The following is an 11,752-nucleotide window of genomic DNA, read 5'->3' on the forward strand; positions in this document are numbered from 1 at the left end:
CGCGATGGGCCGCGCAGCGGCCCCTGAGGCCATTGGCATCTGCGATTGAGCCAGCAAGTGCAGATGATTTCAGAATCGCCGGGGCCGCTGCGCAGCCCATCGCGGCCAGGTCCGCTCCTACACTGGCATTGGGGCTTGCCCGCGATGCTTTTCAGGGCCCTATATCTCCACCTGTGTACCCAACTCGATCACCCGGTTGAGCGGCAGGTTAAAGAAGCGCAGGTTGCCGTTGGCATTCTTCAACAGGAAGGCGAACAACAACCCCCGCCAGCGCGCCATGCCCACCAGCTTCGAGGGGATGACGGTTTCCCGGCTGAGGAAGTACGTGGTGCGCATAGGGCTGAACTCCAGCGCTTCAAGGTGGCACAGGTTCAAGGCAGCCGGCACGTCTGGCTCATCCATGAAACCGAAGTGCAGGATCACCCGATAAAAGCCCTCGCCATAGGCTTCGACCTCGAAACGGTTCTGAACCGGAACACGCGGCGAATCTTCGTTCACCACCGTCAGCAATACCACCTGCTTATGCAGGACCTGGTTGTGCAGCATGTTGTGCAACAACGCATGGGGCACGGCGTCCGCCCGTGCGGTCAGGAACACTGCCGTGCCCTCGACCCGATGCGGAGGCTGCACGCGAATACTGCCGATAAAGATCGGCAAGGGCAGGCTGCCCTCGTCGATGCGGTCCACCAACACCTGTTTGCCGCGCTTCCAGGTGGTCATCAGCACAAACAACGCGATACCCGCCAATATCGGAAAGGCACCGCCTTGAAAGATCTTCGGCACGTTGGCCGTGAAAAACAACGCGTCGACGAACAGAAAGCCCAAGAGGATTGGCACCGCAAAAATCGGCGGCCACTTCCATAACAGCAACATCACCGCCGACACCAGAATGGTGGTGATCAGCATGGTACCGGTCACCGCCACGCCGTAGGCCGATGCCAGCGCGCCCGACGACTCAAAGCCCAGCACCAGCAAAATGACACCCACCATCAGCGACCAGTTCACCGCGCCGATATAGATCTGGCCCTGCTCGGCGCTGGAGGTGTGCTGGATATGCATACGGGGTACATAGCCCAGCTGGATCGCCTGCCGAGTCAAGGAAAAGGCCCCGGATATCACCGCCTGAGAAGCAATCACCGTGGCCAGCGTCGACAGGCCGACCAAAGGTACCAGCGCCCAACCGGGGGCCAGCAGATAGAACGGGTTGCGTGCCGCGTCAGGGTTTTCCAGCAGCAACGCCCCCTGACCGAAATAGTTCAACACCAGCGCCGGCAGCACCAGGGCGAACCAGGCACGGGCGATCGGCTTGCGCCCAAAGTGCCCCATGTCGGCGTACAGCGCCTCGGCGCCCGTCAACGCCAGTACCACGGCACCGAGGATCGCCACGCCCATGCCGGGGTGAACAATGAAAAAGCGCACCGCCCACATCGGGTTAAAGGCATACAACACCTCGGCATGCTGGACGATGCCATGCACCCCCAGCGCTGCCAGCACCCCGAACCAGGCGACCATGACCGGCCCGAACAGAATGCCGATGCGAGCCGTACCGTGGCGCTGGATCAAGAACAGCGCTACCAGCACCACCAGCGACACCGGGATAACCCAGTGATCGATACCCTCAAACGCCAGCCCCAGGCCCTCGACTGCCGACAGCACCGATATCGCCGGGGTGATCATGCTGTCGCCGTAAAACAACGCAGCGCCGAACAAGCCAAACACCACCAGCAGCGTCTGCAACCGCGGATAAGCCGTCGACGCCCGTCGCGCAAGCGCGGTCAGGGCCATGATCCCACCCTCGCCCTGGTTGTCGGCGCGCAGGATAAACAGCACGTACTTGACCGAAACCACCCAGATCAACGACCACAGGATCAGCGACAGAATCCCCAGCACGCCGTCGTGATTGACAGGCACGCCATACTCACCGGAAAACACTTCCTTGAGGGTGTACAACGGGCTGGTACCGATATCGCCGTACACCACCCCAACTGCCGCCACCAGCATGCTCAATGGCTTGGCCGTCGAATGCTCGTTAGCCACCTGACTACTCGCCTGAGCCATCATCCCCCCTGGAACCAAGCTCCGGGCTTGCGCCAAATTGACGAAAAACCTGCGTCTGCGCGCGCGCAACCCGCTTTATCACCGCAGGTCAAAATCCACTGCGGCTCAACGCGTCGAAGCATAGCGCAGCACTCGTCGTATTTCCCCGTTTAAAGCTGGTCAAGCGCGCTGTCGGCCGCTAGAATTGCGCACTTTTTGACCAGAGGCGCTCGCAGCGCCCGCCAGGGCAGTTACGTTCACTGCGCAACTGCTCCTTCAACACCGAGGTTAGCCATGTCCACCGTCCCTACGCCTGCCGCCCCAAAGGTTGGCTTCGTTTCCCTGGGCTGCCCAAAAGCCCTGGTCGATTCCGAGCGCATCCTTACGCAACTGCGCATGGAAGGCTATGAAGTCGTCCCCACCTATCAGGATGCCGACGTCGTGGTGGTCAACACCTGCGGCTTTATCGACTCCGCCAAGGCCGAATCTCTCGAGGTGATCGGCGAAGCCATCGCCGAGAACGGCCGCGTGATCGTGACCGGCTGCATGGGCGTGGAAGAAAGCGCCATTCGCGACGTTCACCCCAGCGTGCTGTCGGTCACCGGCCCTCAGCAATACGAACAAGTGGTCAATGCCGTCCATGAAGTGGTACCGCCACGCCAGGACCATAACCCGCTGATCGATCTGGTGCCGCCGCAGGGGATCAAGCTGACCCCGCGCCACTACGCGTACCTGAAGATTTCCGAAGGCTGCAACCACAGCTGCTCGTTCTGCATCATCCCGTCCATGCGCGGCAAGCTGGTCAGCCGCCCGGTAGGTGACGTGTTGAGCGAGGCCGAGCGCCTGGTCAAGGCCGGTGTCAAGGAACTGCTGGTGATTTCCCAGGACACCAGCGCCTACGGCGTCGACGTCAAGTACAAGACCGACTTCTGGAACGGCCAGCCGGTGAAAACCCGCATGCTGGAGCTTTGCCAGGCGCTCAGCACCCTGGGCGTCTGGGTGCGCCTGCACTACGTCTACCCGTACCCGAACGTCGACGACGTGATCCCGCTGATGGCGGCCGGCAAGATCCTGCCGTACCTGGATATCCCCTTCCAGCACGCCAGCCCCAAGGTTCTGAAGGCGATGAAGCGCCCGGCCTTCGAAGACAAGACCCTGGCACGAATCAAGAATTGGCGCGAACAGTGCCCGGACCTGATCATCCGCTCCACCTTCATCGTCGGCTTCCCTGGCGAAACCGAAGAAGACTTCCAGTACCTGCTGGACTGGCTGACCGAGGCCCAGCTCGACCGCGTCGGCTGCTTCCAGTACTCGCCGGTTGAAGGCGCACCGGCCAACGATTTGAACCTGGACGTGGTCCCGGATGACGTCAAGCAGGACCGCTGGGACCGCTTCATGGCGCACCAGCAGGCCATCAGCGCCGCACGCCTGCAGATGAAGATCGGCAAGGACATCGAAGTGCTGATCGACGAAGTCGACGAACAAGGCGCTGTCGGCCGCTGCTTCTTCGATGCCCCCGAGATCGACGGTAACGTCTTCATCGGCGGCGACAACAACCTCAAGCCGGGCGACAAGGTCTGGTGCCGGGTAACGGATGCCGACGAATATGACCTGTGGGCTGAAGTGATCTGATTCGGCTCTGGATCGCGCTGGTTTCCTCGCGGGCAAGCCTTGCTCCCACACCCCTCGCGGATGTGGGAGCAAGGCTTGCCCGCGATGCTTTTAGTGGCGCACTGTTTTGATGCCATCTATCGTCCCTGGTCAATGGACAACAGGAGGAGAACATCTGGCATGCGCCACTACCCGGTCGTGCAAACCCCACGGCAAAGCGACTACGACGAATTGACCGAGGTCTGGGAGGCCTCGGTACGCGCCACCCATGACTTTTTACCGGACGGCTATATCACCGTGTTGCGCGGCCTCGTCCGTGAGCAGTACCTGGATGCGGTCATGCTGATCTGTTGCAAGGACGCGCGCCAGCGCATCACAGGCTTCGCCGGCATTGCCGCCGGCAAGATCGAAATGCTCTTCGTGGCCCCTGAGCATCGTGGCCAAGGTATCGGCCAAGCGCTGCTGCAATACGCCGTCAAGCACCTGAACGCCAGCGAACTGGACGTAAACGAGCAGAACACCCAGGCCCGCGGCTTCTACGCCAAACTGGGCTTCGAAGAAATCGGCCGCTCGGAAACCGACGGCATGGGCCAACCCTTCCCCTTGCTGCACCTGCGCCTGACTCGCTCTTGCGGCCTCAACCCGGGCTGAAACCACCACCGTCGAATGTTGCCGGGATAAACCGGCGCCAGGCGGTTACAATGTCATCCTTTTCTTGTAACGGCCTTGCACATGACAGACCCCATCCGCCTTTCAAAACGCCTCATCGAACTGACTGGCTGCTCGCGCCGGGAGGCCGAACTGTACATCGAGGGTGGCTGGGTCTCGGTGGATGGCGTGGTCATCGACGAACCGCAGTTCAAGGTCGGCGACCAGAAGGTCGAGCTGGCGGCCGGCGCCCAGGCGGTTGCACCCGAGCCTGTGACGCTGCTGCTCAACCAGCCTGCCGATCAAACCAGCGACAGCGCCCTGCCCGGCATCACCGCCGAGACGCTGGCAGAAGAGCACCGCTATGGCCGTCGCCCGCTCAAGGGGCACTTTGCCCGCCTGGCCTGCGCCGCGCCTTTGCAAGCAGGCGCCAATGGGCTACAGATCTTTACTCAGGACTGGCGGATCGTACGCAAGCTCACCGACGACATCGCCAAGCTTGAACAGGAATACGTGGTTGAAGTCGGTGGCGAAATCGCCGAGCACGGCCTTAACCGCCTGAATCATGGCGTGAAGTGGAAAGGCCGCGAGCTGCCGCCGGTCAAGGCCAGCTGGCAGAACGAAACCCGCCTGCGCATGGCCATGAAGAACCCGGCTCCAGGCCTGATCGCCCAGCTGTGCGCCAGCGTTGGCCTGACCGTCGTGTCGATGCGCCGCATCCGCGTCGGTGGCGTGTCCATGGGCAAGCTGCCGCTGGGCCAGTGGCGCTACCTGTCCGCCAAGGAAAAGTTCTAACCCCCCCTTTCTTCGACGTCGCCAACCGGCGGCGCGCTTTCTCAGGATTCGACCATGATTCACAACGATGTACTGCGCAGCGTGCGCTACATGCTCAACCTCAACGACAAGCAAATGACCGACATCATCAAGCTGACCGGCTTCGAGGCCGATCAGGCCGATGTCACAAGCTTCGTGAAGAAAGAGGAAGAAGAAGGCTTCGCCCACTGCCCGGACGAACTGATGGCGCACTTCCTGGACGGCCTGGTGACCTTCAAGCGCGGCAAGGACGACAGCCGTCCACCGGTGCCGGTCGAGCTGCCAGTGACCAACAACATCATCCTGAAAAAGCTGCGTGTGGCCTTCGAGCTGAAAGAAGAAGACCTGACGGCCATCCTCAAGTCGGTGGACTTCCCCGTCTCCAAGCCCGAACTGAGCGCGCTGTTCCGCAAGGCCGGCCACAACAACTACCGCGCCTGTGGCGACCAGCTGTTGCGCAACTTCCTCAAGGGCTTGGCCCAGCGCGTACGCCCTGGTTGACCATGAACCACAGCGTCTCGCCGATCGGTATCGTGCATTCCTGCTTCAAGGAAAAGTTCGCCATCCCGCGCCAGCCTCAGCTGGCACCAGCGGCGCGGGGCGTGCTGGAATTGCTGCCGCCGTTCAATCAGGGCGATGCGGTACAAGGGCTGGAACAGGTCAGCCATGTCTGGCTGCTGTTCCTGTTCCATCAAGCCCTGGAAGACAAGCCACGGCTGAAGGTGCGCCCGCCGCGCCTGGGCGGCAACAAATCCATGGGCGTGTTCGCCACCCGTGCCACCCATCGCCCCAATGGCATCGGCCAATCGGTGGTCAAGCTCGAGCGTGTTGAAGCAGACCGTTTGTGGCTGTCGGGCATCGACTTGCTCGACGGCACCCCGGTGCTGGACATCAAGCCTTACGTGCCTTATGCCGACAGCGTCGAGGATGCCTTCAATGGGATCGCCAGCGCTGCTCCAGCACTGATTGCAGTGCGATGGAGCGATGAGGCGCTGGTGCAGGCCCAGGTTCATGCACAACGTCTTGGCGAGCCGCTGGTGGCCTTGATCGAGCAGTGCCTGGCGCAGGACCCCCGCCCGGCCTACCAGACGCCCGCGCCTGAACGTCAATACGGCGCCTGCTTCTGGGATGTGGACGTGCGCTGGCACTATCCAGCCCCGGACACCATCACCGTGTTGACGGTAGTGCCGGCAGCAGCCTGAAAACGCCCTGGGGTCCTGGCTCCTGGCTCCTGAAGGGACGATCCGCGGTGCCTGGGCTTTTTGCGTACAGAAGATCAAAAGCTAGAGCAAGAACCTTTTATGCCTGCGCCACCGCGATCTCCCGCCCTACAAGCAAAGCTGACAACCCCAATCTCACAGGCCATGGCACGTTGCAACAAATGTGGGAGCGGATTTATCCGCGAAGCGCCGCGCGGGCGGCGCGCGATCTCAAGAACAATGAAAAACCAAGGCAGACACCTCCCACGGCTCATGCGATCTGCTGGCAGCCCTCCTCGCCTCCCCCATCAGAATGAAGAGGGTTGCCTGAGGACCGTATCAAGGCTTCCAAGTGCTTGCCTTGGGTTTTCCGGCGCTGCCGAAATCGAGCGCCGCCCGCGCGGCGCTTCGCGGATAAATCCGCTCCCACATTTGTTGCAACGTACCATGGCCTGTGAATTTGGAGTTGCCAGCCTTGTTTGTTCGGCTTTAGATCTGTGTGGTTTCGGTGTGGCTATCCCGCAATTGCGCGATGAACCATAAAAAAACGCCCGATCAAGCCGTATTGAGCGGGCGTTTTTTTGTCAGCTTATTTCGTGGATTATTTTTCCACGAAAGCGCGTTCGATCAGGTAATCACCTGGCTCACGCATCCGCTTGGACACTTTAAGACCGAAGCTGTCGAGTACCTCGCTGGTTTCATCGAGCATGCTCGGGCTACCGCAAATCATTGCACGGTCATCCTGAGGGTTGATCGGCGGCAGACCGATGTCGCTGAACAGCTTGCCGCTGCGCATCAGATCGGTCAGGCGGCCCTGGTTCTCGAACGGTTCGCGGGTCACGGTCGGGTAGTAGATCAGCTTGTCACGCAATGCGTCGCCAAAAAACTCGTTCTGCGGCAGGTGCTCGGTGATGAACTCGCGGTAGGCGACCTCGTTGACGTAGCGAACGCCGTGGACCAGGATCACTTTTTCAAAGCGCTCGTAGGTTTCCGGGTCCTGGATGACGCTCATGAACGGTGCCAGGCCAGTACCGGTGCTGAGCAGGTACAGGTGTTTGCCCGGGTTCAGGTCGTCAAGCACCAGGGTGCCGGTAGGCTTCTTGCTGATGATGATTTCATCGCCTTCCTTCAGGTGCTGCAACTGCGAAGTCAGCGGGCCATCCGGCACCTTGATGCTGAAGAACTCCAGATGCTCTTCCCAGTTAGGGCTGGCGATCGAGTAGGCGCGCATGAGTGGGCGGCCATTGTCTTGTTGCAGCCCGATCATCACGAACTGGCCGTTCTCGAAGCGCAGGCCCGGGTCGCGGGTGCACTTGAAGCTGAACAGGGTGTCGTTCCAGTGATGGACACTGAGGACACGTTCGTGGTTCATGTTGCTCATGTACGGGGCTCCTGAAGAAAAACGCGGCGCTGAGCGAGAGCGCGATTGTGCCGTAGTTTAGAGGCAGTGAGAATATCTGTTAAATGGATTATTAAGATATAGGTTATCGGTTATATAGATATGCGATTTACTTTACGTCAGCTTCAGGTGTTCGTCGCCGTTGCCCAGCAGGAAAGCGTCTCACGTGCCGCCGGCATGCTGGCATTATCGCAGTCGGCCGCGAGCACCTCTATTACCGAACTCGAACGCCAGTCGAGCTGCCAACTCTTCGACCGCGCCGGCAAACGCCTGAGCCTCAACGCCTTGGGCCATCAACTGCTGCCGCAGGCGGTGGCCCTGCTCGACCAGGCCAAGGAAATCGAAGACCTGCTTAACGGCAAGTCCGGTTTCGGCTCCCTGGCCGTGGGCGCGACCTTGACCATTGGCAACTACCTGGCAACCCTGCTGATCGGCAGCTTCATGCAGCTGCACCCGGAAAGCCAGATCAAGCTGCACGTGCAGAACACCGCTCATATTGTGCAGCAGGTGGCCCACTATGAAATTGATCTGGGTCTGATCGAGGGCGATTGCAACCACACCGACCTTGAAGTGCAGCCCTGGGTCGAGGATGAGCTGGTGGTGTTCTGCGCACCGCAACACCCCCTCGCCAACCGCGCCAGCGTGGATATGGAGACCTTGACCCGCGAGGCATGGATACTGCGCGAACAGGGCTCCGGTACGCGCCTGACCTTCGACCAGGCCATGCGACATCATCGCAATTCACTGAATATTCGTCTGGAGCTGGAACACACCGAGGCCATCAAGCGCGCGGTAGAGTCGGGCCTTGGCATCGGCTGCATTTCGCGCCTGGCCCTGCGCGATGCCTTTCGCCGGGGCAGCCTGGTGCCGGTGGAAACCCCGGAGCTGGATCTGGCCCGGCAGTTTTATTTCATTTGGCACAAACAGAAATACCAGACCTCGGCCATGCGCGAGTTTCTCGAACTTTGCCGCGCCTTCACCGCCGGTGTCAGGCGCAGCGACGAGATCGTCCTGCCGAGTATCGCTTAAAGCAGCACCACGCCCCAGACCAGCGCGATCATGGTCAACGTCACCAGTTGGGCGGCGCTGCCCATGTCCTTGGCGTTCTTGGACAGCGGGTGGCGCTCCAGCGAGATGCGGTCAATGGCCGCCTCGACCGCCGAGTTGAACAACTCAACGATCAGCGACAGCAGACACACCGCAATCAACACGGCACGCTCGGCACGGCTCACGTCCAGCCAAAAGGCGAGGGGCACCATCAGCACGTTGAGCAGCACCAACTGACGGAACGCGGCTTCCCCGATATAGGCTGCACGCAGCCCGTCCAGCGAGTAACGCGCAGCATTGAAAATACGTTTGAGGCCGGTCTGGCCCTTGAAAGGCGACATAAATGGGCTACTGCAACCAAGGAGGTGGAAACGCTAGTTCAGATCGGGTCAAAAAAGCGTGAAGGACAGGCCACTCAACTCGACGAGATCGATTCAAGTTGTTGCAGGAGCAAGGCGGCCTGAGTTCGGGTACGCACGCCCAGCTTGCGGAAAATCGCCGTGACGTGGGCCTTGATGGTGGCTTCGGACACGCTCAATTCATAGGCGATCTGCTTGTTCAGCAAACCTTCGCAGACCATGGTCAAGACCCGGAACTGCTGGGGTGTCAGGCTGGCCAGGCCTTCGCTGGCGGCCTTGGCTTCGGCCGAGACACTGACGGCCTCGAACGCTTGCGGCGGCCACCAGACATCACCGTCGAGCACCTTGCGCACCGCTTGCTGGATGATTTCAAGCGAACTGGATTTAGGGATGAAACCGCTGGCGCCAAACTCGCGCGAGCGCACCATCACCGAGGCTTCTTCCTGGGCCGAGACCATTACCACCGGGACCTGTGGGTACTGACCACGGAGCAGGACCAGGCCGGAAAAGCCGTAGGCCCCCGGCATGTTCAGGTCCAGCAGGACCAGATCCCAGTCGGATTTCTCTGTCAGACGGGTTTCAAGCTCAGCGATACTCGCGACTTCGACCAGTCGGGTTTCCTTGCCCAGGCCCAGGGTGAGGGCTTGGTGCAATGCGCTGCGAAACAAAGGGTGGTCATCGGCTATCAGGATTTCGTATGTGGCCATCGATCAAATGATCCTGTTCTGTGCAAGCGCCTTTTTTGAGGACGCTTGCCGAGGCAACTCAAGGCATCGGTGTTGTGCACCGTACGCCGCTGGACATTCCCTAACGCCCAAAATACGCGTGTTCAGACCTTCGTCGTGCCCGAATCGGCGCCAAGGATGCCGAGGCGGGCCCGGGTGGTCAAGTTCAAAGGAGCATAATGCCATTGTAGTGCCCGATGCCTTGGTGACCGCCAGCAGCAGACCAATCAACCGGTCGCGACTACAGATACGGCTGCAAGCGCGTGTGCACGGCATCCTGCTCATCAATCGGCAACTGGAACTTGGCGCTCAGGTAATGGGTGCTGAAGACATCCAGGTAAGCGTCCAGCGCATCGGCAGCCGTCAGGTCTTGCGCCAGCTCCAGGCACATCGCGGCGACTTCGGCGGTACAAAAATGATCGTCACGCTTGGAACGCCGCAGCTTGTAGCGAGACAGGCGCTCCGGCTCCAGGCTCAGGACCGGGAAGCGATCGAAGTACGGGCTTTTGCGAAACATCTTGCGTGCTTCCGTCCAGGTTGCATCCAGCAGGATGAACAATGGCCGCTTGCCGTGGGCCGGCGCCACCTGGGTCACGACCCGTTGCGGCTCGACGAACTCGCCGGGAAACACCAGATACGGCTGCCACTGGGGATCATCGAGCAGTGCCAGCAAGGCTTCGTCCACATGCTTGCGTTGCCAGTTGAAGGCATGGGTCCAGGCAATGGTGTCGGCAATCAACCAGCCGGTATTGCTGGGTTTAAGCGGTTCCACATCGTGCATCACCAGACACATGCCCGAGCGAGCCTCGACACGGGGTCGCCAGGCACACAGGCAGTGGCTGGGGATCACTCGGCAATCCGGGCAACGCGGGGCACGCGAGCCACGGGCGGTAAAGGGCTTGACGCAACGAGCCAGGCGCTCATCGCGCAGCAGAGAAACAGCATTGCTCATGAGCGCGGACAACAAAGGCAGGACAGGATCGACACGACAACAACTCGCAAGCTCAAAAGCTGGCGAGTTTATCAGATCGCCCGTGCTGCTAATGAGATAGAGCGCCACGGCGACGTCCCTTATAATCGCCCCCCTAATCACTCACGGTTTACGCTACAGCGTCCACCCCGCGGAGGCCGCACTGAACGTACCGCCAGGTCGCTGGTCCAATCGCCAGTCACCGAATCAGGAGAGTTGCATGCTGCGTTTTATCGTTCCGTCCATCACCTTGCTGCTCGCGCTGCCGCTGGGCGTCCAGGCTGCATCGCTGAAAGACTTTGAGCTCGACAAGATGCTGGACAAGGTCGCCAAGCAAAGCAGCGTCGGCACCCCGAGGGCGATCAACGACGACATTCTTGACCAGGGCTACACGGTGAGTGGCAAGGAGCTGATCAATCACCTGAGCGTGCGCGAAAGCCATGCGGTGAAAATGCGTGCCAATCCGGATGCGGTACGCTTTCAGCTGGGCAAAAGCGTGTGCCTGAACAATGGCTACCGCCAGTTGTTGGCCAAGGGTGCGGTCATGCGATACGACTTCACCGAATACAAAACCAATCGCCCGGTCACTACCGAACGCTTCACGGCTGCCGATTGCGGCATGACCAACCCGCCGAAGAAGAAGTAACACCCTCCTCCGTTGACGCGCCATCGCACCAGCTGGCGCGTCATGTGCGCCCGCTTCCCTCAGGCTTTCGGCGCCCTCTGTAGCTCGACAAACTGATTGCCAGTCATGGTTTTAAGAGCACATGATCAAGTCAGCATAAAGATCCGGCAGGGTCTAGATTTAGAAAGACGAATCCCCATTTCCTGACGGGCAAGCGGAGGGGATTGCCCAACCACTGGTTGAATGATTGCCATAAGACAAAGCAGATACTGTATGGAAGCAAACACTGCCTTACCGGCGCAGGTGGCGCTTAAGTAAC

The 11,752-nt window shown here is 60.4% G+C and carries 12 protein-coding genes; 7 read left to right on the forward strand and 5 right to left on the reverse strand.

Going from position 1 to position 11,752, the window contains the following annotated elements:
• Positions 1–159 precede the first annotated feature (159 nt).
• A complete protein-coding gene (locus GUY40_RS10275) occupies positions 160–2,001 on the reverse strand; it encodes a potassium transporter Kup (RefSeq protein WP_371924777.1) in 1,842 nt (613 codons plus the stop codon).
• A gap of 330 nt (positions 2,002–2,331) precedes the next feature.
• Here GUY40_RS10275 and rimO point away from each other — a divergent pair, with 330 nt between their 5' ends.
• From rimO to tsaA, 5 genes are all read left to right on the forward strand, one after another.
• Positions 2,332–3,669 (forward strand): 30S ribosomal protein S12 methylthiotransferase RimO, encoded by a 1,338-nt coding sequence (rimO, locus tag GUY40_RS10280; protein ID WP_166568846.1) that lies wholly within the window; start codon positions 2,332–2,334, stop codon positions 3,667–3,669.
• 159 nt (positions 3,670–3,828) lie between these two features.
• The gene (locus GUY40_RS10285; RefSeq protein WP_166568847.1) at positions 3,829–4,299 is read left to right on the forward strand and encodes a GNAT family N-acetyltransferase; all 471 of its coding nucleotides are present in this window, start codon (positions 3,829–3,831) and stop codon (positions 4,297–4,299) included.
• A gap of 81 nt (positions 4,300–4,380) precedes the next feature.
• Entirely contained in the window at positions 4,381–5,091 is a 711-nt protein-coding gene (locus tag GUY40_RS10290; RefSeq protein ID WP_166568848.1) for an rRNA pseudouridine synthase, read from the forward strand.
• Between the two features lie 54 nt (positions 5,092–5,145).
• Entirely contained in the window at positions 5,146–5,610 is a 465-nt protein-coding gene (locus GUY40_RS10295; RefSeq protein WP_166568849.1) for a DUF1456 family protein, read from the forward strand.
• A gap of 2 nt (positions 5,611–5,612) precedes the next feature.
• Positions 5,613–6,311, forward strand: coding sequence for a tRNA (N6-threonylcarbamoyladenosine(37)-N6)-methyltransferase TrmO (tsaA, locus tag GUY40_RS10300; protein ID WP_166568850.1), 699 nt, complete (start codon positions 5,613–5,615; stop codon positions 6,309–6,311).
• Between the two features lie 598 nt (positions 6,312–6,909).
• On the opposite strand, the gene fpr is transcribed toward tsaA, so the two are convergent.
• Positions 6,910–7,689: a ferredoxin-NADP reductase gene (gene fpr / locus GUY40_RS10305; RefSeq protein ID WP_166568851.1), complete on the reverse strand. Its 780-nt coding sequence runs from the start codon at positions 7,687–7,689 to the stop codon at positions 6,910–6,912.
• A gap of 120 nt (positions 7,690–7,809) precedes the next feature.
• On the opposite strand from fpr, the gene GUY40_RS10310 reads away from it, so the two are divergent.
• Complete coding sequence (locus GUY40_RS10310; protein ID WP_166568852.1) at positions 7,810–8,736, forward strand: LysR family transcriptional regulator; 927 nt, start codon at positions 7,810–7,812, stop codon at positions 8,734–8,736.
• Here GUY40_RS10310 and GUY40_RS10315 read toward each other — a convergent pair.
• The 3 genes from GUY40_RS10315 to GUY40_RS10325 form a co-directional block, all read right to left on the reverse strand.
• Positions 8,733–9,095, reverse strand: a complete 363-nt coding sequence (locus GUY40_RS10315) for a diacylglycerol kinase (protein WP_166568853.1) — start codon at positions 9,093–9,095, stop codon at positions 8,733–8,735. The two genes, GUY40_RS10310 and GUY40_RS10315, sit on opposite strands and share 4 nt — an antisense overlap.
• Before the next feature lie 74 nt (positions 9,096–9,169).
• Positions 9,170–9,820: a response regulator transcription factor ErdR gene (erdR, locus tag GUY40_RS10320; RefSeq protein WP_166568854.1), complete on the reverse strand. Its 651-nt coding sequence runs from the start codon at positions 9,818–9,820 to the stop codon at positions 9,170–9,172.
• A gap of 259 nt (positions 9,821–10,079) precedes the next feature.
• Entirely contained in the window at positions 10,080–10,790 is a 711-nt protein-coding gene (locus GUY40_RS10325; protein ID WP_166568855.1) for a tRNA-uridine aminocarboxypropyltransferase, read from the reverse strand.
• Between the two features lie 238 nt (positions 10,791–11,028).
• Here GUY40_RS10325 and GUY40_RS10330 point away from each other — a divergent pair, with 238 nt between their 5' ends.
• The gene (locus GUY40_RS10330) at positions 11,029–11,454 is read left to right on the forward strand and encodes a quorum-sensing-regulated virulence factor family protein (RefSeq protein WP_166568856.1); all 426 of its coding nucleotides are present in this window, start codon (positions 11,029–11,031) and stop codon (positions 11,452–11,454) included.
• The last annotated feature ends 298 nt before the right edge of the window (positions 11,455–11,752 follow it).

The sequence above is a fragment of the Pseudomonas sp. R5(2019) genome, from assembly GCF_009905435.1.
Lineage (GTDB): Bacteria > Pseudomonadota > Gammaproteobacteria > Pseudomonadales > Pseudomonadaceae > Aquipseudomonas.